17 protein-coding genes are annotated in these 24490 nt (G+C 46.4%); 8 read left to right on the top strand and 9 right to left on the bottom strand.

What is annotated here, in order from left to right:
* Positions 1-140: 140 nt before the first annotated feature.
* The 3 genes from porW to BQ5453_RS08020 form a co-directional block, all read right to left on the bottom strand.
* Entirely contained in the window at positions 141-3074 is a 2934-nt protein-coding gene (porW, locus tag BQ5453_RS08030) for a type IX secretion system periplasmic lipoprotein PorW/SprE (protein WP_071122790.1), read from the bottom strand.
* A gap of 210 nt (positions 3075-3284) precedes the next feature.
* The gene (locus tag BQ5453_RS08025; protein WP_071122789.1) at positions 3285-4088 is read right to left on the bottom strand and encodes a metal ABC transporter permease; all 804 of its coding nucleotides are present in this window, start codon (positions 4086-4088) and stop codon (positions 3285-3287) included.
* Positions 4089-4268: 180 nt separating this feature from the next.
* Positions 4269-5159, bottom strand: coding sequence for an Rpn family recombination-promoting nuclease/putative transposase (locus tag BQ5453_RS08020; protein WP_071122788.1), 891 nt, complete (start codon positions 5157-5159; stop codon positions 4269-4271).
* A 1192-nt stretch (positions 5160-6351) separates the two neighbouring features.
* On the opposite strand from BQ5453_RS08020, the gene BQ5453_RS08015 reads away from it, so the two are divergent.
* From BQ5453_RS08015 to BQ5453_RS07990, 6 genes are all read left to right on the top strand, one after another.
* Positions 6352-9411 (top strand): CotH kinase family protein, encoded by a 3060-nt coding sequence (locus BQ5453_RS08015; protein ID WP_071122787.1) that lies wholly within the window; start codon positions 6352-6354, stop codon positions 9409-9411.
* Positions 9412-10021: 610 nt separating this feature from the next.
* A complete protein-coding gene (locus BQ5453_RS08010; protein ID WP_071122786.1) occupies positions 10022-11092 on the top strand; it encodes a DNA cytosine methyltransferase in 1071 nt (356 codons plus the stop codon).
* Between the two features lie 6 nt (positions 11093-11098).
* Positions 11099-12169 (top strand): DUF262 domain-containing protein, encoded by a 1071-nt coding sequence (locus BQ5453_RS08005; RefSeq protein WP_071122785.1) that lies wholly within the window; start codon positions 11099-11101, stop codon positions 12167-12169.
* Positions 12156-12830 (top strand): MAE_28990/MAE_18760 family HEPN-like nuclease, encoded by a 675-nt coding sequence (locus BQ5453_RS08000; protein WP_071122784.1) that lies wholly within the window; start codon positions 12156-12158, stop codon positions 12828-12830. Before BQ5453_RS08005 ends, BQ5453_RS08000 begins: the two co-directional genes overlap by 14 nt.
* The gene (locus BQ5453_RS07995) at positions 12827-13663 is read left to right on the top strand and encodes a hypothetical protein (RefSeq protein WP_071122783.1); all 837 of its coding nucleotides are present in this window, start codon (positions 12827-12829) and stop codon (positions 13661-13663) included. The genes BQ5453_RS08000 and BQ5453_RS07995 overlap by 4 nt, the downstream gene beginning before the upstream one ends.
* The gene (locus tag BQ5453_RS07990; RefSeq protein ID WP_071122782.1) at positions 13664-14806 is read left to right on the top strand and encodes a DNA cytosine methyltransferase; all 1143 of its coding nucleotides are present in this window, start codon (positions 13664-13666) and stop codon (positions 14804-14806) included.
* A gap of 79 nt (positions 14807-14885) precedes the next feature.
* Here the strand turns inward: BQ5453_RS07990 and BQ5453_RS07985 are convergent, their stop codons facing one another.
* From BQ5453_RS07985 to BQ5453_RS07975, 3 genes are all read right to left on the bottom strand, one after another.
* Positions 14886-15233: a hypothetical protein gene (locus BQ5453_RS07985; protein WP_071122781.1), complete on the bottom strand. Its 348-nt coding sequence runs from the start codon at positions 15231-15233 to the stop codon at positions 14886-14888.
* Positions 15234-15382: 149 nt separating this feature from the next.
* A complete protein-coding gene (locus BQ5453_RS07980) occupies positions 15383-16276 on the bottom strand; it encodes a hypothetical protein (RefSeq protein ID WP_143033337.1) in 894 nt (297 codons plus the stop codon).
* 207 nt (positions 16277-16483) lie between these two features.
* Positions 16484-17464 (bottom strand): GSCFA domain-containing protein, encoded by a 981-nt coding sequence (locus BQ5453_RS07975; protein ID WP_071122779.1) that lies wholly within the window; start codon positions 17462-17464, stop codon positions 16484-16486.
* 167 nt (positions 17465-17631) lie between these two features.
* On the opposite strand from BQ5453_RS07975, the gene yfcE reads away from it, so the two are divergent.
* Positions 17632-18183 (top strand): phosphodiesterase, encoded by a 552-nt coding sequence (yfcE, locus tag BQ5453_RS07970; RefSeq protein WP_022101357.1) that lies wholly within the window; start codon positions 17632-17634, stop codon positions 18181-18183.
* 217 nt (positions 18184-18400) lie between these two features.
* Positions 18401-20959, top strand: a complete 2559-nt coding sequence (locus BQ5453_RS07965) for an adenosylcobalamin-dependent ribonucleoside-diphosphate reductase (protein WP_071122778.1) — start codon at positions 18401-18403, stop codon at positions 20957-20959.
* An 827-nt stretch (positions 20960-21786) separates the two neighbouring features.
* Here BQ5453_RS07965 and BQ5453_RS07960 read toward each other — a convergent pair.
* The 3 genes from BQ5453_RS07960 to BQ5453_RS07945 all read right to left on the bottom strand — a co-directional run bounded on the left by BQ5453_RS07960 (position 21787) and on the right by BQ5453_RS07945 (position 24401).
* Positions 21787-22659, bottom strand: a complete 873-nt coding sequence (locus BQ5453_RS07960) for an OmpA/MotB family protein (protein ID WP_022101444.1) — start codon at positions 22657-22659, stop codon at positions 21787-21789.
* A gap of 286 nt (positions 22660-22945) precedes the next feature.
* Positions 22946-23989, bottom strand: coding sequence for a transposase (locus BQ5453_RS07950; RefSeq protein ID WP_074027632.1), 1044 nt, complete (start codon positions 23987-23989; stop codon positions 22946-22948).
* 34 nt (positions 23990-24023) lie between these two features.
* Positions 24024-24401: an ISAon1 family transposase N-terminal region protein gene (locus tag BQ5453_RS07945; RefSeq protein WP_143033257.1), complete on the bottom strand. Its 378-nt coding sequence runs from the start codon at positions 24399-24401 to the stop codon at positions 24024-24026.
* Positions 24402-24490: the final 89 nt, after the last annotated feature.

Raw genomic sequence — 24490 nt, 5'->3', positions numbered from 1 at the left:
CCCGACGCGAGACGCGTCGCCCCCATTAGTGCTTGCGTTTGGTGCTTGAGTTTGATGCTTGAGTCCGTTCGCAGGGCTACGTTTTACCGGACAACAGTTTATAATCTTGCGCCCCATCAGAATTATCAGGACCACCCTCATCAATACCATTCACCGCCATCGTCGGTAGTATTGTCGTCAGAACCCGAGCCACTGTTGATACGCTCAAGTTGTTCAGGCGTATACTCGTCCTCATAGTGCTGCTCAACAGGCGCCGTTTCGAGAGGCAAATCTGCAGGCAACTTGACAGGGGCAAATGTGCTGTCGTAGAACTTCTGATAGTCGTTTATGCTAAAGGTTGTGCCTATGAGCTCAAGGTTCTGCTTTGAAATAAGCATCACACGTCCCTTACGCAAATACGGCACCAAATTTTTGTCCTTAAACACACGGCTGGCGTATGCGTGCGCCTCGTCAAACGAATTGAAGCCCGATATGCAAAGCTGGCTAAGCCCCTTTTCATGACTCACCTCCATGTCGAAGCCACGCACCACAAAAGTGGTAAAGTTAAAGTGCGCCATTTCGTAAAGCAGCGCATTGGTCTGCACCGAATCGGTAGGATAAGCCAGCACAAACACAAACGGCGTGTTACGTTCTGGCGTGAACTTGCGCGCCTTGGCCGCATCAGTAGCCACAGAGTCGGCCGAAGCAGTACGACGGTCCCAAAGCGAACCAAGGTCAAAAGTGCCAGTGCCAGGCTTACGCCCGCTCTCCAGCCCCTTGACTATCATACCAGCCATTTCGCTCACATCGCTGTCGGGGTACTTTTGCAGCAACTGTCGCAACTCATCAGTCAAGTCCTTGGTGGCAGACGTGTTGAGATGTGCCAGCACATGTACAAACATAAACTTGGGGCGGTTGATGCCGTTAGGATACTTGTCGGTCGACACCGCATAGTTGTGGTCAACCATTTGCACGTTGCGCTGCCGGTAAGCATTGTAAGTAGCCGTATAAAGCGAATCCTCTATGAGTTTGCCATAACGTGCATTGTATTCAAAGTCGGGATCGTTTATCAGCTTAGTCCGCTCATCATCAGCAAAGTGTTGTGCCATATATGCCTTAGCCTCCTCAGCCTTATCAGTACGTCCCCAGCGCGAATAAAGCAAGAACAACTGATACCAGGCATCAGCCATGTGCTCGTATGTTGGATAATGCGTGGTAAGGCGTTCGAGCGTGCTTGCTGCCAACGGGAAATCCTCAAGGTCGTCCTTCTCTATGACACCAGCATTGTAAAGGCCGTCCATAATGATGGCATCAGACGCAGCCCGGGCCTCATCGGTAAACGGAATTTGCTTAAGGTAATATTCACGCTGATGCGGGTCATCTTGCAGCGAATCGGCCGCCTCAGTCTGCAACTCATCTGTCTCGGCGTTGCGCAACGAGTCACTTACGTTCTGCAGCGAATCGTCGGCAGCATAGTCAAAGCCCTCATGATCGTCCATTTTCACCACCGTGTGGTTTGAGCGCCGCCAGTTATCCTCGTTCTTACGTTTGCCCCAAAGCCGCACAAAGTCCTGCTTGCCTTGTGTCACAACCATGGGATTGTAAAAATACCATGCCTTGTTGCCAGTAGCAGCCTGCTGCGCGTTGCTGTTGTTGGGCTTGTTCATATTGCCACCACCGGCAGCCTGTCCGTTCTCCTCGGCCCGTGCTTGTGCCGCAGAGTCACGGCGCGCCTTGCGTTCCTCAGCCTCTTTCTTTTTGAGAGCCTCTATCACACGGTCGATTGCCGCATTGCGGTCGGCCTCACTCATACGCGAAAGGGCCTGCAAACTATCCTGAAGATATACGGCCGAGGTGTAAGGCACCAGTTTGTCGAGCACCTTTGAGCGGCGCGTTATCTCCTCATAATCCTCACGTGTCTTGTCTAAAAGTCCGATAGCCTCGGTGTAACAAGGCTGTGCTTTGTCAAAACGTCGCTGGTCCCAATACACCTGTCCCAAGCGTGACAAGAGCACCCCCTTTTCTATGCCATTGCGTGTACTGCCTGCACGTCCCTTTTCGTAGGCAGCAATAGCGGCAGCTGTGTCACCTTGTGTCAAATATATGTTGCCTATGGCATAATACACTTGGTCCAGATACTCCTTATTATTGTCCGAGCGGGCCATACGGCGCAATTTGCCAATCATCTTTTTGCCCATGCCTTTCTGGTCGGCCAGCACCTCTGTTTGCAAGATGCGTGCATTAAACGACAGTTCAAATGGCGGACTCTTGCGTATGCACTTCTGCAACGATTTGTAAGCCTGCTGCGACTGCCCCAAATGATGCTGCACCTGTCCTAACAAATAGTACAAGCGTGCTTGTCTGAAACTGCCCTTGGCATAGCGTGCCGCACGTTCAAGATAAGGAAGGGCCTCTTCAAAACGCTCCTGACGCAGCAGCAAATCGGCCTGCGTGGCATCGGCCTCACGCAATGTGGCACGCTGAATGGTGTCGCGCCGCATGCGCTTCAAGGCGTCCTCGGCGTCATAATACCATTTCACTTGTGTGTAACAACGCGCCAGCCACTGGTTGGCCTCGGCAGCCACGGCGGGTTCGGCCGCATAAAGGCGGGCTATGTACGAGAAGGTGGCTGCAGCCTCAAGGAAATCTCCTTTTTCAAATTGTGCACGTCCCATCATGAGCCACGCATTCTTCAAAAAAGGGTTATACTCCTTGCGCTGCAAGTAAGCTTTCATTTTGGGCGTTTTACGCTTGCTGGCACTCACCACCGGCCGCCGTTTGATGCTGTGCAAAGCAATGGCCTTTTGACATTTGGTAATGGCAGTTTCAAAACTGCTCTTGCCTGACGTGCGCGACTTTTCGTTGCCCACAAGGAACACGGGCAAAAATTCGGTGTAATTATCCTTATGTCCTTGTACCTTTGACTTCTCGCCTTCGATGTATGCTTGCGACCCGTTATAATACACATTGTAGCGAGTGTTGAACGACTGCCAAAAACGTGAGGCAGCCGTGTTCTTCTTAGTTGAACACGACACTGAGGCCATGACGCAAACCGTCAGAGCCAATAGTATGTAGAGTGCGCGTTTGATGTACATTGAACTCTTGTTTGGTATATAAGTAGGTGTTCGAAATTAGTTTATATAACCCGTTGGCGGGTTTCTTGGTTGACAGGTTGACGAGTTGACGGGTTACAAGTAAGTTTGCCATACGCCACTTATTACGTTAAAGTCAGAATGGTAAGAAGCTTGACATACTTACTTATCTGTCAACTCGTTAACCCGTCGTCAACTTGTCTGCTTAACATTTTAAGAACGGCGCAACACGCTTTTTATTATACGGCACACGGCATAAATGCCTATACTGGTCAATATGATGGAGGCGCCGCCCGGCACATCGGCATAATACGACAGCAACAGTCCGCCCACGCAGCCAGCATAGGCAAACACGGCCGACAGCCACACCATGCGCTGATAGGTTGATGCAAAGAGCGCGGCCGTCATTTGTGGCACACTGAGCAACGATATGACCATGACAATGCCCACCATGTGCAGGCACCCCACAATAGCAAGCGCCATAAGCAGGGTCATGGCCCCCTCAATGGCCCCAACGGGCAAGCCCTGTGTGCGGGCAAAACCGCGGTCGCAAGCCACACTTATCACGGAGCGCCGCAGCAATACATACAACAGCACAGCCATAAACGTGAGTATGCCGAGCATGACAATGTCGGCGTGCGATATGCTCAATATGTCGCCAAACAGATATGACGGCAGGTCGGTCATAAATCCCGGCGTAAGATAGGCAAACATGATGCCAAGCGCCATGCCAAAGGTCCAGAGCATGGCTATGGCTGAGTCTTCACGCACGGTGCGCTTGCTGCTGAGCCATTTTATGCCAAATCCGGACAATACGGCAAACACCGCCGCACCAAGCAATGGCGGAAAGCCCCAATAGGCAGCCATGCCCACTCCGCCTAACGAGGCGTGTGCCATGCCGCCACCGGCTATCACCATGCGTCGCGTCACAACATAGGTGCCCACTATGGCGCACAACACAGACGCTAACAATGCACCTAACAGTGCGTTCTGAAAAAAAGTATAGTCTAATAGCATTGTGTTTAGTTGACGGGGGGATGGGGGTTAAGGGGTTAAGGGGTTAGGGGGTTAGGGGGTTAAGGGGTTAGGAGGTTAAAAAGGCACCTTGGTTTATCGGGCTGCCTTTTATTTTCTGGATTAACGGGCTGGCAGGTTAATGAACTGACAGGTTAACGAATAACCTAACCACCTCTCAGTCTACTTCAAACTTCTTATCTGCTCTTCATCAAGGCCGGTGGCATTCATAATTTTGTCTATTGCCACCCCCATGTCCAACAGACTCTTGGCTATTTCGAGCGAGCGCTCATCACGACCCTTGGCAAGCCCCTTGGCAAGTCCCTCTTCAAGTCCTTCTTGTCGTGCATTGCCAAGCACATCGTTCTGTATCATTACCGCATTGATGTGCTCGTCGTAAGCATGGCGCTCAGCGTCGTCCATTGAGTAATATTGCAACTTTTGGCGTGCCTCACGCAATCCTGGAGCAGTTGTTTCGGCACTTATCACACCATCTTTCAGATACTTTATCCACTCCTCGAGCGGCGACTTGGCCACCTCGTTAAAGTTGTTGACCCTTACCAGATAGTAAGTAGGGAATATCTCCGAGGGGAAACGCTGCACAATGGCACCCTCCTCCTTACGGCTGATTTTAAGATGGTCCTTGGTGTGTACGCCCACAAAGTCGTTCTGCCCCACATACAAGTAGTCAGCCCCTTGTCCGAGGTCGAAATAGAGTATGCTGATGGAGTAGACTTTCTTCACCTCCTGATAGGTATTACCCAAGTTGATGTGCTCGGTTATGGCCTTGGCCACTCCGTAGAGTATGCGTTCAAGGTAATAAAGTTCGCTTGTATTCTGAATTTCAACTATGATAATCTCGCCTTTGGAGTTTTTGGCCTTTATGTCGACGCGGTTAAACTTGTCGTCCTGTGCCTGCTGGTTGCCCTCGCTCTCAAGTATGTCCACAATTTTCACCTTCTCGCCAATGAATACGGTGAGGAAGCCCTCGAGCACATCAAAATTGGCCTTTTGCCGCAGCAGCCGCTTTATGGCCCAGTCAAATCGTATGTATCGGTCCTTTAATGCTGTCATGTGCTATGGTTCGATTTTGTTGTACAAACATGTCTTGTTCTAACCCGTTGGCGGAATTATAAGCTGACGACGTTACAAGTTGGCAAGCACGCCGTTTTCCTGTCATGTAAAAGCAGAACGAAAGGCACGATGGCCAAATGGCAGCACCACCCGGCCGCCCCCTACTCGCCAATATGTCAGCTGAAAGGTACGATGGCCAAATGGCAGCACCACCCGGCCGCCCCCTACTCGCCAATATGTCAGCTAATTCCGCACACGCGTTATTTTAGAGCGAAGATACGACAAATCTGCCGAAGAATGCCATTTTTTGCCGAATAACTGGCCTCCAACAGTCAAAATTGGCACCATGAGGGCTGAAGTATGTCGCATATCGATTTTTAGCCAACATGCTCGCAGCGGTTTTTCTACACTAAAAGGTTTTTCCACAAAACTGTCTACACTCTGCACTAATGCTTATTTTCATATTGATTATCAGCATATTGCAGCGTGTAGACACGTCTACATTCCGTATGCACTACCATCTGCACTCCGACTACACGGGGGCCTCGTTTTGCACCTGCGGCAGGGCGTCAAACGCACAACGGGAGAGCGTTTTTCCTGTCGGAACAACAGAAATTCCGCTCCCCCATTGCCGTAAAACGCGGGTGGTGGCACACGAAATGTGCTTGCACATAACGAAAGTCAAGCGGTGTGTGGTGTGCAGACAAGTGCACACGGTCGTGTAGGTTCTTGAGCTGACCATCTACACTACTTAACGCACTGACAATCAAAGCGTTACACGCAGAAAGTGTAGAGTGCATACACTTCGCATTCAAAATGCCGGACGCGTGCGCGCGAGAATCTGCACGATTGTCGAAAATACCGATACATCTATACACATTACGAATTGACATAAAAAAACTGGCTGTTGGTATAAAAAGAGTGCGCTTTGCAAAAAGGAGTTGACAATTATTCGTAACTTTACCGCGCTTTATTGAAAAACAAAAATACTTACGCATTGGCGGAATTGACTGACAACTTGACAAACTGACAGATTAAAGCGGGTCGGGCTTGACGTTAATCCCTGCATACGTTATTCTCTCTTGTCAGCAATGCAAGCCAAATACCCAAAAGGGTTCGCCTGTCAAATTGGTTGGTTTACCCCTTTGCAATTAAAATACGACAATAAGTTACAACTACATACCCTTTCTACATGAAAAAGTTTTTACTCTTTTTCCTTTCCTTGTTGGCTATCGGCACGGCACAAGCCGCCCCTAATTTCAAAGCCAACACAAAGTACCGCATCAGTTGCAAAAAGTTTAACAGCAGCAATAGTTATGGTTCGGTAGTTATTGGCAGCAACCATAGCAAACTGGTTGAATTGTATTACGACAGTGGCAACTCTTACAGCGACGACAGCTGGTGGTACATCAACAAAAGTGGCAACGGCTATGTTATTGTCAATGCAAAGAGCGGCCAGTATCTGACCTTTACTACAACCAAAAACTACAGAACCAAGTATGTCACCCTGACCAACGCCGCGTCGGGAAACGAGAGCCAGTGGATTTTCGACATCAACGAGGACGGCTATGCAGGCATTGCCAGTGCCAGCGAGGGCAATGGTTCGGGCTACCACTTTAATGTGCGCATTGACGGCACAAATTTGTTTGGCGCCTACCGTGCGAACTACTACGATGAAAATGAGTTGTTCAAAATCTATGACGAGCAGGGCAACAATGTGTTGCTCGACAACAGTGGCAGCAGCGGCGAAACTGGCGGCGGAAGCGGTGGCGAAACTGGCGGTGAGGGCACAGACGACTTTAACGCAACCACATACGGCAAAACAAGCTATGGCGAATATTGGGAACGTACTCAACTGAAGCAGCCCATAGTATATACCACCTCTGTGGCAGACCCTGTGCTCTACAGCATTGCCAATTTGCGCACCGGACGTTATGTGGGCGTAGGCACAAGCATGAATACAAAGACGACTTGCCTGACCGAGGTGTACTCAGCATCAGACCGTACGCAATTCTATTTTGTGCAAAGTGGCACTGGCGTGCAGATATTTACAAAAGATGGTCAGTACGTTTCGACCAACTATCCCACGCCCGACAACAGCGTGTCTGACAAACGTGCAGGACTCAGTGTGGTGAACGGCACACCCAACGGCAACCTTTGGGGCTTTGGTTGGACTACCAACACCTACCCGGGTTATACCATCACAAAACTTGATAATCTGAGCGCAACCGACGCCACACAATATAAATATAACTCATGGAACGACTATAGTCTGGACAATAACACAGGCAGTAGCAATGTGCACGAAGTAGGACTCTACGAAGGTGACGATGCTGGTTCGTCGTTTGTGTTTACATCAGCCGACTTGCGCCATGCTAAATACTTGCAGAACAAAGACATCGACTTTGGACTTGATGTAACACCAAAGGCCTTTGCCGAAGCCTTCGATTCACTGCGCATTAACGACAAACAATTGGTGTACGACGGCAAGGGCAACGCCTACTTTGCCACACTGCCCGAAGGCATGCGCAATGGTGGCGACTACACAGCCAAAGTGACCTACAAACTGAAGGCCACCAACGCCGAGGGCTACACACTGAAGGTGAACGGACAAGAACTCGATGCTGATGGCTATGTGACATTTGATAATGTGGACTGCGAAACACTCTACCCCATCGAACTGACCAATGCCAGCGAGAACGTAGACCTCAGCGCCAAAATACGGTTTACCTTCTTGCCCATTGTCGAACTTAACTGCAGCAGTGTGAACAGCAAGGCATATACTACTGGTTCGCTGCGCGTGACCGACCCGGCCTCTTTGGGCTACGACTCGCTGATGATTGCCGCATTCAAGTATCGCGGTGCCTCGTCGAGCAACTACCCCAAACGCTCATACGCCATTAAACTGCGTGATGAGAACGGCAACTCGGTTGACCGCAAACTGCTTGGCTACCGCTCAGACAACAACTGGATACTCGATGCCATGTACATTGACCTGGCATGTATGCGCAACCGCGTGGCCACCGACTTGTGGAACGCCTTTGAATGCAAACCTTACTATGCCGACCGCGAAAAGAAGGTGCGCACTGGCACACGTGGCAAATTTGTAGAGGTGATACTCAACGGACAATGGTGGGGCTTGTACTGCATGACTGAAAAGATGGACCGCAAGCAGCTCAAACTGAAAAAGTTTGTGCCGGCAGCCCAATCTACTACTGGTGAGAACGAGGTGCATGGCGTGCTCTACAAGTCGAACCAATGGACATACGAAGTGTTTATGGGACACGAGAGCAACGACGATAATGACTACAAACAAGTTATCTACCCTCACAAAAAGGTGTCTGACTACAAGAACATCTTGGGCCAGGAAACATGGTGTGAATACGAGTTCAAATACCCCGACTACGAGGACGAAGCCGTAGAATGGCGTCCGCTGCACGACGCTGCCAACATGGTGGCAACATCATTCATTCTGAACATCGACAGTGTGAAGAGCCGCTTTGACTACCCCATGCTGCGCGACTACTACCTGTTTATCGACCTGCTGCTCGCCACCGACAACCATGGCAAGAACTTGTTTTGGTATGCTTACGACACCCAAGGCCCCGAAGGCGACAAACTGAGCCTCGCACCGTGGGATTTGGACGGCACCTTTGGACAGGACTGGGACGGTGTGATTACAAACACCAAAGATGTAACGCTTGACTTTGACACCTATATCAAGAACTATGAGCACGGACAATTTGCCATATTTGACCTCATTAAGAGCAGGTCGGAATGGCAGCAAGACCTAAAGGACCGCTATGCCGAATTGCGCATAAAGGGTGTCATTTCGGGCGACGGCATAGCCAACCGCTTTGCCAACTACGCCAGCCTCTTTGAAGCCAGTCTGGCCGACCAGCGCGAACAAGACATGTGGAGCAAAGCATACCATTCGCGCCACAAGGACATTCAGGGCGGTGCCACATACGCCGAAAGCTGGATACGCCGCCGCGTAAACTGGCTTGACCAAAAGTACGGATTTGACGCTGCTGTGACAGCTATCAACGAGGCCAAGGCCGAGGCTTACTTCGCAGCACTCGGTGGTGTGGGCTGTATCTCCGTCAATACTGGAAAGGCGCAATCGGTACGCATCTACAACATTGCCGGACAGCTCGTGCGCAATGCACAGGTGGGCAGTGGCGTAACCACCATCAACGGCATTCCTGCCGGCATCTATGTGGTGAACGGTACCAAGGTGATGGTGAAGTAATTCTGCGCCAAACTTTAGTTTGACAAAGGTTTGCTTTGACTGAAGTTCAATTTAACCGAAGTTTGGCATGCCATTCACCCTTGGGTGTAATTATAAATTACGGGTTAACAAGTTAACAGGTTGACAAGCATATCTGCTTTGTACTTCCCCGTTTACTTGTTAACCCGTAAACTTTTTTATTGCGATTTGGTAAAACTTTTAGCGGACTGCAATATTTATAGTCACAGGACATAAGAAACAAACGAGAAACAAGAAAACTACTAAGCCACAATCCGAAAGCATTGCTAAACATAAATTAACACGGAAATAAAAGGCATTTTTCCGATTTTGGGATGCGTAAGAGAATGTGTGCAACTATATATTGGCTTGCTATATAAAGAAAGCTTAATTTAGAAACTATTTTAACGATGTGTGTATCTGAAAAACTTACATCCGATAGCATCATAGAAATAATCTTATCCCAACAATGCTTACACTCTCTTTGTAAGCAATTATCACCTATGCAAAAAAATGAATATTGTCAGCAAATATTTTGTGTGTTTTTCTTAAAAACCCACCAAAGCGCCATAAATCCGGATATATTTTTGTAACTTTGAAGCAGATTTTACCCATGCGCAAGATAAAGAAAACATATAAGACAATAGAAGTAGTTGACCTGTTCTGCGGAATAGGAGGCTTAAGCTATGGCATGAAGTGCAAGGGGTTAGATATAAGGGGGGGATTTGATATAGATGGAACATGCGAATACGCTTATAAATTCAATAATCAAGCAAATTTCTTTCATAAGAATATATTTGATGTAACAATGGAAGATGTTGTAAAGCTATATAGCAACGATTGCATCAGAGTGCTTGCAGGATGTGCACCTTGCCAACCATTCTCCTCATACGCATTTAAGAACAAGACGAAAGACCAGAGCAAATACGACTTGCTGTATGAATTCGGCAGATTAATAAAGACTGTTCGCCCTGATATTGTAACAATGGAAAATGTTCCTGCAATTTTGACATTTAAACTCAAAAATGTGCTTCAAGACTTTGTCAAGCTGTTAGAGGACTTACATTACTACGTCTCTGTAAAAATCGTATACTGTCCTGACTATGGCATCCCTCAAACAAGAAAAAGGCTAGTCTTGCTAGCTTCGAAATTTGGAGAGATAAATCTCATCCCTGCAACTTGCACTCCTGACCATTATGTTACAGTAAGAGATACTATTGGCAAATTACCGCCAATAAAAGCAGGAGAAACAAGTGCTACAGACGCTCTTCACAGAGCTGCTGGTTTGACCCCTATAAATTTGCAAAGGATAAAGTCAACCCCTATGGGAGGAAGTTGGAAAGACTGGCCAGAATCGTTAAGATTAAAATGCCATAAGGCAGAAACTGGCAAAACTTATGGAAGCGTCTACGGTAGAATGTCGTGGGATTTGCCTTCACCGACAATGACTACTCAATGCACTGGCTTTGGAAGCGGACGTTTTGGGCACCCCGAACAAGACAGGGCTATATCTGCACGAGAAGCCGCCTTATTACAAACATTCCCAATGAATTATAGATTCTTTGAGAAAGAGAAAGACGTTTCGCTCGGAAAAGTTTCTAGGTATATAGGGAATGCAGTACCGCCCAAATTAGGTGAAGTGGTAGCAGATAGCATTATTAAACATTTAAACGATTTAAAGTAGATTCAAATGACAAAAAAGATAAAATTCACGTCACAGGATATCGAAAATATGGAATTGGAAATCAATCAAGCCAGCATTCCATACGATTATGATACAAAAGAATATCCTGTTGAGGTTATTGTGCAGAAATACAAGAAGGATCAACTATTTGTTCCGCATTATCAGCGGAACTTTGTTTGGAAGAAAAAACAGCAAGCAAAATTCATCGAATCGGTTTTTCTAGGTGTACCAATTATGCCTTTCCTCGTATCCATTTCAGGAGAAGAAGCTGAGTTGGAGATAATAGATGGCTCACAACGTATACGAACTCTTGTTCAGTATTGTTCTGATGAATTGAAACTCAACGGACTTGAAAAATTAAAGTCTTTAAATGGAACTAAATTCTCAGATTTGTCAACAAGTCGTCAGAATAAGTTCATGCTAAGAGATTTTAGATTCCACGTAGTAACAGAAAAAGCAACGGCAGACGTTCGGGCTGACATATTTAAAAGAATCAATACTAGTTCTAACAAACTTACTGATAGTGAAACACGAAAGGGCGCATACCAAGGGCAATTCTATAACTTTATCATAGAGTGTTCTAATAACGAGTTGTTCCAAGAGCTTTGTCCTATGTCTGAAAGTAAAAAGGACAGAGGAGAGTACGAAGAACTTGTGTTACGCTTTTTTGCATTTTCAGAAGGATATCTAAAATTTAAGCACGACGTTGCTCCGTTTTTGGACGAATACGTAAAACGATGCCAAAAAAGTTTTGATAGGGAAGCCATGCTCTCTAAGTTTACTTCAATGTGCAATTTTGTCGAAACCCACTTTGCACCACAGTTCTTTGCGAGAAAGCCGAATGACAGTGTTACACCAAGAGTGAGATTTGAGGCTATTTCAGTTGGCGTTTATCTTGCTTTAAAAGAAAATCCTGACGTACAACCGAGGTCTATGGATTGGTTAGATTCGGTTGAATTCAAAAAGGAAACAACATCGGATGCAAGCAATAACCCTGGAAGACTAAAATCTCGTATTGAATTCGTAAGAGATTGCCTTCTAGGAGTTCAACAAGATTTAACCTATGATCACAACTAAAGTAGAATATAACAAACGCAAACATGAAGTCTCTAGGTATTTAGACGCTGTAGGATATCTTGATAAAGGGGAATGTAAAATTGTTTGTACCGATATATTAGGAAATGACTCATCTATGTCTATTGATGATGAATTATCTAAGATATTAAAAGCGAACTGTTTTATACTCTTATATAATTTGATAGAATCTACAATAGTCAATTCGATAAAGGCCATAACCAATTCAATTGAGAGCGAAAAACTTACTTTCGAGCAATTTTCAGATGAAATTAAACGTCTATGGATACGGCAAGAGGCAAAGACCATAAAGGATATAAGCCAAACTGTTAATATTATCACAAAACTAACTGATAGTATTCTTAAAAAAGAGTTTATTGCTATCACTGTTGGTAGCGTTCATATTAGTGGCAATATTGATGCTCAGGAAATAAGAAAAATAGCAAAACAAATCGGTTGGGAACGAACAAAAGATGGACGTGATTTAGCGACAGTAAAAAACAAACGCAATAGTTTGGCACATGGCGAATTTACTTTTTCAGACATAGGCAAGGATTATACTATTAGGGAATTGATAGAGATTAAGAATAAGACAATTCAATATCTTGATGATGTTCTGCAAAAGGTAGAAGAATACGTAAACTCTAAGAAATATAAGAAATGACAGAAACTGATATTATATTAAGGATATACCGGGGACTTATCTCCTTAAAGAAAGGAGAAGGAATTCCTGTACACTTGCGGCCAGCAGCAGTCGTTGGGACTGTGCAAGATGACCCATTTGATTGTTGGGTGGAAGAAGTTATTCAAAAGAGCTCATCCAAAGATTTCGAAGTCTTTCACTCCGGCACTTTAACTACGCCTGACTTGGTCGTTAGAGATAAGAAGTCAGGTTTGATTATTGGTATTGAGGTTAAAAAACTTATCCAGAAAACCAATGGAAAAGACCCTCGTGGAATGACTATTGATTACAATAGTTGCCTACCCTGTGGAAAAGCTTTTGTTAAAGTCGGTGCTGAGACAAGAATCATTCCTTGTTTCTACTTATTTGCATTACTCAATCCGGCAAGTACAAAGATTGTATCATTAATACTTGTAGATGGAGATTTCTTGAATTACGACTTCGAGTTGTATAAAGAAGCTAAATATGCAAATACTTCCGAATACAATCATGGACCATATGGAGAAGGCTCGGTAAGACATCGTAGAATGTATACTTACCCTAATCCTTTAAATTCCAAGTTGGAAGAATTTTACTTAAGAATGGTTCTTGTGTTGAAAAAACAAGACATTGAGCAGTTAGGGGAAACTTTGAATATAAATGAGCAGATAGTAAGAGAAGACAAATATGGTAACTCTTTCTACTATTTCTTACTAGATGAAATTGCGCCATGTAATTCTGGTGCAGAACTCATCACATTAAGTAATATTTTTGATGCATGCAAACTGAGGGAGGTAAAGGAGCGTGTTGCATATATACCAGTAATTCCTGCATAAATGTATACTGTCGAACAAGAAAAATTGTCCCCATACACTTTCCTTAGCCTATTCTCAGGTGCAGGGGGGTTGGATATTGGCTTTGAAAAAGCCGGTTTTATTCATACACAGTCAAGCGACATATTAGATTATGCCGTCCAGACTATGCGTATGAATAGACCTACATGGGATGTCGTAAATTGTGATGTACGCGAATACACTCCAGACTTTAGAGAAGGACTTGATGTGTTGTTAGCCGGATTCCCATGCCAAGGATTCTCTTTAGGGGGTAATCGAGACGCAAATGACAAGCGTAATTCCTTATACAAAGAAGTCGTTAGAATAGCTAATATCATGAAACCTCGTGTAGTAGTTATGGAGAATGTGTTAAATCTTAGGACTATGGTTCATCCTGAAACACAGAAACCTTTTGCCATACAAATTGCTGAAGAAATGCGAGCGATTGGCTACACAACAGTATTTCAGTACTTTAAGGTATCACAATTTGGAGCACCACAAACTAGACGGCGATTTATATTTATTGCTTACAAAGATAATACTCTTAGTCATTTTCAATATCCCGAACCATCCTCAAAAGAAACGGGTATCAGAGATTTCATCTATGAGTTAGGACAAGACTTGTCCATAAAACTTCCAAATCATAATCCGTCTTGGGGATTTAAGAGCTATGCACACACGGAAACAGGCGAACCTTTTGATGACACAGAAATAGCTATACCTGTACGGTTTAGTAGAACCGCATCTGAAGGTAATCCCATTCGTACTTTTGATGCTCCTTTTCCTGCAATTGACACTGCAACAGTATGGGGCTGGGCTCTAGGGAATGTTAAAGCCACAAGAATTGACAAGGAGCGAGAAGGAGCATTATATGTTCGAAATCCTGAATCAAAAGCAAAATTGTGGAGGATTTCCGCAAGTAAGCTAAGGGCATTCACTCATCGAGAATATGCACGTTTACAAACCTTTCCTGATGATTGGGTGTTTTATGGTCATAATCAACGTGAGATACAATTGCAGATAGGTAATGCTGTTCCAGTTGCGTTTGCTAAAAAGATTGCTCAAAGTGTGAGAGAGGCATTAGAAGTCTTGGACGGAGTTAGGAAACCACAACCGCAACTTTACCTTTTCCCAGATTTTATTTAATACAAAAAGGTCAACCGCCTGACTTTAAGCCCTCAGCCTAAGGTCAGGCGATTTCACTTTCCATAGTGCTGCGCTATCATTACGGCAATAACACCACAAAAGCCGAAAAACCAAGGACGAAGAAGAGCCAGAAGAACCACTGGGCGTAGCGACCGAGATAGACTCCATCGTATTCCTTGTAACGCTCGTTGACCTTCCTGCGCTCATTGGCAAACATGTCATTGACTTCCTTCAAGTACTTCTGCATCTTGGCCAACATCTGCTTGTTGTGCTCGTCAAACATCTGCTGCATCTTCTGCCAGTCGGTATCTGAAACTTCCACGGATACCTCCAACTTGGTCGGGGCTTCCTTTATCACCTTGTCGAGGTGGCCGTTTATGGTGTCCACATTTTTTCTGGCAGCAGTAACGGCATCTGAACATTTCATTTTTCACCGTACGCAGGACATGTCGCCCCCATTAGAGATTGGGATTGCGTTAAGAGAGCAGCATTATGTAACACCATAAATTATTGGCAGTGTCATAACTTTAATATTGCTCCATATCTCTTGTTTAACACCACAACGCCTTACACACTTCACTCCTCGTACGAAGTGCCATCTGATAGAAATTTCCGACCTGTTGCCTCGTCAATAATTATCTGTCTGAAAGCATATATACAACGAGTATCCCATTTCCAAGAGAAATTCCCGACACGGAAATCAGTCAATTGCTTACCTTCCATATTAAAAAATGCACTCTTTTCTCCCTTAAACACTTGAATGCCTGCACCACAAAAATCCGTTCGACAGTTGTCTATGGGTTTTCCTGTCAGACAACTTCCAGTTTTATAATCCAATATAAACAGTTCATCATTCTTAGCTGCGAAAGCACAATTGGGAAGTGGATTACTAATAGAAAGTATGTCATACTCAGGGAAACGGCTACGAATTGCATTCAAAACGTCATGACATTCCTTATAAGAATCATGATACTTTAGATCATAGTCCGGCCATATTCCTTTTCGGGGATCAACATCTGCAAAACGCATAATATCAAATTCATGTATGATGCTGTCTTCATCGTTTTTCCCATAAGCCTTCCAATCCTCAAAGGTCGAGTCATAGTCATCGAGTCCGCAGTTCCAGCTATGGAATTCATCGCAAATCCAACCTTCGGTATGGCCAAATGCCAGCAGTGTATTAAAACAAACCTCTCTGGCCCATATTCTTGGTTTCCCTAAAATATCCGTATTGAAAGGGATAAAATAATGATTATAACTTGCCACCGGCCATATATCCCAAAATCCAGAATGCATCTCTGCTGTTATACTCAGAAGAGGTATCTCAAAACTATATTTTATATAATTGGGATCCTCTTCATTAGTGCTTATAATAATATCTGTGACGAACTGCTTACGTCCATGAAAATGCTTGATGACAGAATCTATCGTGTCATCAAAACATTTCTTGGCGTTTTGTGTGTCTCGCAATGACTGGCAATTGTTCGGTATTATCAATGACAAATCTACGCTCATAACATATCAATAATAAAAGTTGTTGTTAACCAAGATACTTGTTGCTTCAGTAGCTTCGTACAAAATGCAAAATAAAGAGAACCAATATGCCTATAATTAGAATCCACCGGTTTATATCTAACTCTAATTGAGCATCTATAGAGTTCTTCAAGTTTTCAAACATCAGCCTATTAAGGCATCGGTTCCCCACTTTTGTCGGAATGCCTGCTTGCGCATATCGAGCTTTTGCAAAAATTTGCGGTGTGCCTCGGTATCGGGATTGATAGGCCGGTGGGCCATGGCACGCAACAGGGCTGTACGCTCACGGGCATAATCGTGCATGGCGGGAGTAAAAGCCCACTCGGTAAAACGCTCCCACACATAATCGATGGCTTGCTCTGAGGGGTGCAACATGTCGGGGGCATAAAAGCGGTAGTCGCGCAACTCGTCTGTCACAATTTCGTAGGCCGGGAAATAGTATGCGCGCTCAAACTCACGACACAAATGGTCGGTGAGCAACAGCAACTGGGCCTTGCTGAGCGCATTGCCATGCATGCCATATTTGGCATAACGATAGGGGCTGATGGTGAACACTACACGCAGATGGGGCATTACTTGCAACAAGTGCGAGAGGAAATAATGCCACCAACTCTCAAGGTCGCGCCACGGCACAGCCTCCTCACTGAACATGCTGGCCGGCTGCTTGTGACAGTTTGCCACGCAATGGTGCACATAAGGCCCTTCGTTTAGCCAATACACATGGTCGGTGCTCAGGGTGATGAACAGCACATCGAGCTGGGCAAACAGGGCATTGGCACGCTCCCACCCTTGCGTCAGTTCGGCCTCGAGCGCCTGCTGTGTCGGAGCCGAGAACTTTGTGGAATAGTCCCAATGACGCCATTGTCCGTCGGGTGTCTTGAACAGGCCTTTTTGGGAATATGGCGGGTCAATGGTGTCGGGCAAATAGGTGACGAGGGTATTGCGTATGCTGACGGGATTGTATAGTGTGCCATGCGGATTGATGCAGACCTGCTCCTGTGGCAAGCAGTCGGACATGCGCCCGCCAATGTGGTCGGCAAAGCATGAACCAATGAACATGACACGCGAATGCGGGGTGATTTGCACCGTCTTTTCGGGCAAATCGACAGGTGTAGAAAACTTCATAAGACAGTACTTGTATTGAGGTACAAATGTACATTTTTTATCGTTAGTTAGTGAGGTTGTATGCAATAATCTTTTTAACTTTGCGAGGCGGCGACTGCCGCTAAGTTGGGGCTCGAAGTTATTTTGAGCACCAACTTGATTTCTATATTGCTATTAAATCACTGATTATGCGCATTTTATTTTTATCAGACATACATGGCTCCATCACAACGCTACGCATGGTGCTCAACTACTACGATGCACATCACTATGATTTGCTGGTGTTGCTTGGCGACATTCTGAACTATGGCCCACGCAATGGCTTGTGCGACGGACTTGACCCGCAAGCTATTGCCGACGAGCTGAACAAACGGGCCGCCAACATTGTGGCGGTGCGCGGCAACTGCGACTCAGAGGTGGACCAAATGTTGCTCAACTTCCCCATTCAAAGCACTTACATGATGTTGGTGGACGAGGGCAAGCGTTTCTTTCTGACGCACGGGCACATCTACAACGAGGACCACATGCCCAAGGCACCGGCCTGCGATGTGTTTGTATATGGACACACACACCGACAGGTGCTCAAACCAGCGGAGGAAACTGGCGGGCCTGTAATACTGAACACGGGGTCGCCCACATTTCCCAAAGGGGGCAACCTGCCTACCTTTGCCACGTATGCTGACGGCATGCTGGCTGTGCGCACACTTGATGGTGCTGCCATCAGCAGCTTGAAAATCTGACTTTGACCTATATCGGGTGGTTCTAAAAATTCTGTTTTTAGAGTTCTGCTATTCTGAAATGTGATTTGCACACTCTCGAAAGTGTCTTTTTGAAAGTTTGTTCGGTCACATAGCCCGCTATGCTCCCTCACAAACTTTCAAAAATACACTTCCGATAGTGCACAAATCCCTATTTCAGAATTATTAGAAACACCCATAAACATATTAAACCATATAAATGGAGAACACTTATACATACGACGAGGCTTTCAAGGCCTCGCTTGAATACTTTGGCGGCGATGAACTGGCCGCACGTGTTTGGGTTAACAAATATGCCATGAAGGACTCCTTTGGGCACATATTTGAACGTTCGCCACGTGACATGCACCACCGCATTGCAGCCGAAATTGCACGAATCGAGAAGAAATATAACAACCCGGTGAGCGAAGAGGATGTTTTTGCACTACTCGACCACTTTCGCTACCTTGTGCCTGCAGGCTCACCCATGACGGGGATTGGTAACCATCACCAAATAGCTTCGCTCTCTAACTGCTTTGTCATTGGCATTGATGGCAATGCCGACTCATACGGTTCCATCATGAAACTGGACGAGGAACAAGTGCAGCTGATGAAGCGGCGCGGCGGTGTGGGCCATGATTTGTCGGGCATTCGCCCCAAAGGGTCGCCTGTTAAGAACTCGGCATTAACCTCGACCGGCATTGTGCCATTTATGGAGCGTTACAGCAACTCTACACGCGAGGTGGCACAGGACGGCCGACGCGGTGCACTGATGTTGTCTATTGCCATACGACACCCCGAAGCTGAGGCCTTTATTGACGCTAAAATGACTGAAGGCAAAATTACAGGGGCTAATGTGAGTGTGAAGGTTGACGATGAATTTATGCGTTGCGCCACCGAGGGACGCCCCTACCACCAGCAGTTTCCCATCAGCAGCAACAGTCCGTTGGTTGAAAAGGACATTGACGCTACGGCCCTTTGGCATAAAATTGTACACAACGCCTGGAAGAGTGCCGAGCCCGGCGTGCTGTTTTGGGACACCATTCTGCGCGAAAGCATTCCCGACTGTTATGCCGACCTGGGCTTCCGCACGGTGAGCACAAACCCTTGTGGCGAAATCCCGCTTTGCCCCTATGACAGCTGTCGATTGCTGGCCATAAACCTTTATAGCTACGTTGAAAATCCCTTCACGCCACAAGCTACGTTCAACTTCGAACTGTTCAAAAAGCACGTGGCCATGGCGCAACGCTTTATGGACGATATCATTGACTTGGAGCAGGAGAAGATTGATGCCATTCTTAACAAAGTAGCAAACGACCCGCAGAGTGACGAGGTGAAATATACAGAACGCCACCTTTGGGAGAAGATTAAGCATAAAACGGCCCAGGGCCGACGCACCGGAGTGGGCATTACAGCCGAAGGCGACATGTTGGCAGCCCTCGGCCTGCGCTATGGTACGGAAGAGGCTACCGAAATGGCAGTTAAAGTGCAACAGACTTTAGCACTTTCGGCATACGCCTCGAGCGTGAACATGGCTAAAGAGCGTGGCGCGTTCCCCGTATATGATGCCAAACGCGAGGAGAACAATCCCTTCGTCTTGCGCATTAAGGAGCACGATGCTGCCCTGTATGACGACATGGTTAAGTACGGCCGCCGCAACATTGCCTGCCTGACCATTGCACCAACAGGCACCACAAGCTTGATGACGCAAACAACATCGGGCATTGAGCCTGTGTTCATGCCCGTGTACAAACGCCGTCGTAAGGTGAACCCTAACGACACAAATGTGCACGTTGACTTTGTGGACGAGACGGGGGACTCTTTTGAGGAATATATTGTATATCACCCCAAGTTTATTACATGGATGAAGGCCCAGGGGCTTGACACAGAGAAGCGTTATACGCAAGAGGAGATTGACGAACTGGTGGCACGCTCGCCTTACTACAAAGCGACTGCCAACGATGTAGACTGGCTGATGAAGGTGCGCATGCAGGGCGCCATACAAAAGTGGGTAGACCACAGCATCAGTGTGACAGTGAACTTGCCGAACTCTGTGGACGAAGAACTCGTTAACCGCCTCTACGTCGAAGCATGGAAGAGTGGCTGCAAGGGTTGTACGATCTACCGCGACGGTTCACGTGCAGGGGTGCTGGTAAGTACGCAAAAGACTGACAAAAAGAAGAAGAAACAAGAAGAGGACTTGCTGACTAAGGGCATGAAACTGCCCGAGGTGACCGAACGCCGGCCCGACGTGCTGGAATGCGACGTGGTACGCTTCCAAAACAACAAAGAGAAATGGGTGGCTTTTGTAGGGTTGCTTGACGGACACCCCTACGAGATATTCACCGGTCTGCAAGACGACGAAGAGGGCATCGTGCTGCCTAAGACGGTAACGAAAGGACGCATAATCAAGACTGTCTTGCCTGATGGCACCAAGCGTTATGACTTCCAGTTCCAAAACAAGCGCGGCTATAAAATGACGGTCGAGGGTTTGTCGGAGAAGTTTAACAAGGAGTATTGGAACTATGCCAAACTCATCTCTGGCGTATTGCGCTACCGCATGCCTATTGAGAACGTGATTAAGCTTGTCAACTCACTGCAACTTGAGAGCGAGAACATCAACACCTGGAAAGTGGGCGTGAGCCGCGCGCTGAAAAAATACGTCATCGACGGCACTGAAGCCAAAGGACAGAAATGTCCGAACTGCGGCCACGAAACTTTGGTTTACCAAGAAGGCTGCCTGATATGCAAACACTGCGGTGCAAGCCGGTGCGGATAAACATAATCAATATAACTGAAGCAGCCCGACAAGTTGAGTAACTTATCGGGCTGCTTTAGTCGTATGGCTGGTTCTAATAATTCTGTCCTGACTTCGTCAATGCGTCACCCAAATCAATTATAGCGAGCTGACAAGGTAGAATATGTCTTATCCTACATTGAGAGCAACGAGCCTTGTTCTTTGCTTTAAGGGCTGTTCGCCCTTGTGCCGCTTACCGCGGGGTACATAAGTACATAAGTAACATAAGGCTGACGCCGTGGTTTTTACATAAGCTGAGGCAGGGCTTTCCGCCCAGCCTGTAAGATACATAAGGGCTGACACCTGATAAAGAGAACGCTTTAATTGTGTTCCATTCTGTTATCACGACAAACTACATTAGAGCCAACGACACGGCGCCAGCCTTATGTCTCTTACAAGCAGGGCGGAAAGCCCTGCCTCAGCTTATGTAAAAAAACACGGCGTCAGCCTTATGTTACTTATGTAGCTTATGTACTTATGTCTTCGCGGTAAGCGGTACAAGGGCGAACAGCCCTTAAAAGAGCAAAACAAGGTTCGCTTCTTTGCTTGCGTCACCCAATTTAATTACGTAACTCGTTGATTTTCAATACGCACTATATAATGGTGCAAAAAAGTGATGAAGTCAGGAAGAAGGCTGCCTGATATGCAAACACTGCGGTGCAAGCCAGTGCGGATAAACATAATCAATATAACTGAAGCAGCCCGACAAGTTGAGTAACTTGTCGGGCTGCTTAAGTCGTATGGGTGGTTCTAATCATTCTGTTTTTAGAACCACCCATATATATTAGTTCGTCACATGCGTGAAGGCCTTAATCATTCTGCTGCTCAGGAGCCTCATCAATCAAGTCCATAAACTGGTCGAGCTTAGGCGTGATGATGATTTGTGTGCGGCGGTTGCGCTGCTTGCCCACAGCGGTAGCATTTGATGCCACGGGGTTATACTCGCCTCGACCAGCTGCTGAAAGGCGCTTGGGGTCTACGCCATACTGGTTTTGCAATGCCTGCACTACTGAAGAAGCACGAAGCGCCGAGAGGTCCCAGTTGTTGCGAATATTCTTTTGCGAAATAGGCACATTGTCGGTGTTACCCTCAACCAACACATCGTAGTCCTTGTAATCGGTAATGATTTTGGCAATCTTAGAAAGCGTTTCGCCTGCACGATCGCCAATTTCGTAACTACCGCTCTTGTAAAGCATGTTGTCGGCCAACGAAATATAAACCACGCCTTTAAGCACTTGTACGTCCACATCGTTCATTTCCTGACGAGTGAGCGAACGAGTCAGTTTGTTGGTCAGAGCCTGGTTCAAAGAGTCACTCTTTGTTTTGGCATCAACCAATTGCTTGATAAACTTGTTTGAAGCATTGATTTCATCAACCAACTTCGATATATTCACATTACCTTGCTGCACATTGCTCTGATAAGACGATTGCAATTTGCTGTAAGCCTCTCGCATCTCCTTATTGCGTTCCTGCTCCTCTTTGAGGCGGGCAGCCAAGCTCTTTGAGTCGGCAGTGTATTCGGCAATGCGCACCTGTGCCTCATTGTAATCCTTTTGCAAAGCGGCATGCTCCGTCTTCAGGTTGTCATAATTACCTTGCACCTCAGCAAGTTTCTTTTTGCTCACACAGCCAGTCATCAGCAACACCGCCAATGCCGGCACAAATAGTTTAAGATTTTTCATTTGTCAGGTTGTTTCGTATTTATAATCATGTTAGGCATACACACCTCAATGGCATGCATTTCGCGGTGCAAGTTAGGCATTAAAGTTGACTGCACAAAAGATTTCGCATTTTTTAAGCACGTGCGTCATTCCACAGCTTCAATCTCGCTCTCTGGTTTGCACATAAACATGAAAACCGTGTCATATATTTTTCCCAACTACCGCTGCTGGAAACCTAAACTTCTGAAACAAAATGCACAAAACAACGGCGCACCCGACAAACCCTGTGGAGTAGGCCGTGCAGATGCTAACCCAAAACTGTTGCTAAACGATACATGAAGAATGGTATGTCTATGACTCCTTTTACTTGTGCACGAAAGCATTTGATCTTTGAGTTCAACGATTCAGCTGAAGCGTTAGTCTTACGTCCGTCAAAGTAGTTCAGGATTTCATCCTCATAGAATCTGATGGTATCGCGTACGGACTTGATTTCACGCAGAGTGCAGGAAGCCACTTTCTCATACCACCCCTTGAAATTCTGTTTGGCAGTCTCCTTTGTGAGTTTCTTGTTTCTGAATATGGCTCTAAGGGAGTTGATCAGATTGTATGCTTCTTCAAGTTTTGGGTAGAGTGCGAAAAGTATCTTCGCACGCTTTTTCTGCGTTGCGCTCCACTTCTCTCGGCTCATGGACAATTGCTTGCGACATCGTGTCTGTGCCTCTACAAGAGTCTCGCCATTTTCAAGCCTTTTGGGTTCAAAGCGAGTGTTCAGCCTCATAGGCTTTCTTCCGCGCTTGCTCTTCTTCCAGTTCTTCCCATGCCTTTTCCTCATTCGCTCGCGGTAAGCCTTTCTCTGCGCTGCCAGATTTTCGAGGTATTTGCGAAACTCTGCCTTCTGTCTGTTCGCCTCCTTTACGGCTTTTCGTTTCAGGCGCAGGCGTATCTCTTCGCAGCCCTCTCCACCGCGTTTTACGACATGGAAGCAGTCACGTATGACTGTGGCTTTAGGGAATGCCTCTCGGGCTATGACACGCATGCAATCTGAGAGATCCATCGTGATATTCTCAACCATTTCACGCTTATCTGCAGGTAGTTGCATGAGAACCTTCAGTACGTCAGCAGGATTCGTTCCCTTGACTACTGCTATGATTGCACCCTTGCGACCATGGGCATCCTTGTTGTGAACGATAGTGTACAGTTCGCCCTGGAGGGAGGTCTCGTCTATGCCTTGCTCCTTACCTACGTTTTGCGGAATAAGAATCCACTTGGATGCGTGATCCTTCTGCTCCCACGTCTCGAAGTTACTCAGGGCGTCCTTGTATCTTTTGGCAAACGTGGAGCTGTTAATCATGTACGTATAACCAATCTGACGAGCGGTTATCGTCTCAGAGTCCATTCGCCCTCTTTAAAAAAAGCGCGAAGTCCTTCGCGTATCGAGTGCCCTTATGCTTCAGTTCAAACTCCTTGTCAAGGTCAACACTTCTTGTTGTGCCATCCGGCATTGTCCAACGCCTTCTTCGTATGTGAAGTACCGCCTTCTTGTCTCGGGCTGGATAGTCAAGTAAACATGATTCTTCCCCAAAACCATTGCTCACGGAATCCTTCATGTCTGGTGTGCGATTGTCGCGCTCATCCAGATAGATGTGAAGCTCTGTTGTGTAAAGAACATCCTTGTCCAGAGTACGCTGTGTTGCAAAGTCTGTCACCTCGAAATATTTAAGAACTCCTTCGGGGAGGAAATATGAGGCGAGGCCCTCATACATATTTTTATTGCCATTCTGATTCATAGTGCAAAGGTACTACTTTTGGGCAATCATGTATCGTTTGGCAACTCAGTTTTTGGGTTAGCATC

This window comes from Prevotellamassilia timonensis, assembly GCF_900106785.1.
Classification (GTDB): domain Bacteria; phylum Bacteroidota; class Bacteroidia; order Bacteroidales; family Bacteroidaceae; genus Alloprevotella; species Alloprevotella timonensis.
This window is presented reverse-complemented; position numbering and strand designations above follow the sequence as displayed.

Coding starts and splice junctions, on each gene's coding strand:
- BQ5453_RS07965 (WP_071122778.1), top strand. CDS start 18,401: ATGGAGAACACTTATACATACGACGAGGCTTTCAAGGCCTCGCTTGAA.
- BQ5453_RS08005 (WP_071122785.1), top strand. CDS start 11,099: ATGACAAAAAAGATAAAATTCACGTCACAGGATATCGAAAATATGGAA.
- BQ5453_RS07985 (WP_071122781.1), bottom strand. CDS start 15,233: ATGAAATGTTCAGATGCCGTTACTGCTGCCAGAAAAAATGTGGACACC.
- yfcE (WP_022101357.1), top strand. CDS start 17,632: ATGCGCATTTTATTTTTATCAGACATACATGGCTCCATCACAACGCTA.
- BQ5453_RS08025 (WP_071122789.1), bottom strand. CDS start 4,088: ATGCTATTAGACTATACTTTTTTTCAGAACGCACTGTTAGGTGCATTG.
- BQ5453_RS08010 (WP_071122786.1), top strand. CDS start 10,022: ATGCGCAAGATAAAGAAAACATATAAGACAATAGAAGTAGTTGACCTG.
- BQ5453_RS07990 (WP_071122782.1), top strand. CDS start 13,664: ATGTATACTGTCGAACAAGAAAAATTGTCCCCATACACTTTCCTTAGC.
- BQ5453_RS08015 (WP_071122787.1), top strand. CDS start 6,352: ATGAAAAAGTTTTTACTCTTTTTCCTTTCCTTGTTGGCTATCGGCACG.
- BQ5453_RS07960 (WP_022101444.1), bottom strand. CDS start 22,659: ATGAAAAATCTTAAACTATTTGTGCCGGCATTGGCGGTGTTGCTGATG.
- BQ5453_RS07995 (WP_071122783.1), top strand. CDS start 12,827: ATGACAGAAACTGATATTATATTAAGGATATACCGGGGACTTATCTCC.
- BQ5453_RS08020 (WP_071122788.1), bottom strand. CDS start 5,159: ATGACAGCATTAAAGGACCGATACATACGATTTGACTGGGCCATAAAG.
- porW (WP_071122790.1), bottom strand. CDS start 3,074: ATGTACATCAAACGCGCACTCTACATACTATTGGCTCTGACGGTTTGC.
- BQ5453_RS08000 (WP_071122784.1), top strand. CDS start 12,156: ATGATCACAACTAAAGTAGAATATAACAAACGCAAACATGAAGTCTCT.
- BQ5453_RS07945 (WP_143033257.1), bottom strand. CDS start 24,401: ATGTATGAGGGCCTCGCCTCATATTTCCTCCCCGAAGGAGTTCTTAAA.
- BQ5453_RS07950 (WP_074027632.1), bottom strand. CDS start 23,989: ATGATTAACAGCTCCACGTTTGCCAAAAGATACAAGGACGCCCTGAGT.
- BQ5453_RS07975 (WP_071122779.1), bottom strand. CDS start 17,464: ATGAAGTTTTCTACACCTGTCGATTTGCCCGAAAAGACGGTGCAAATC.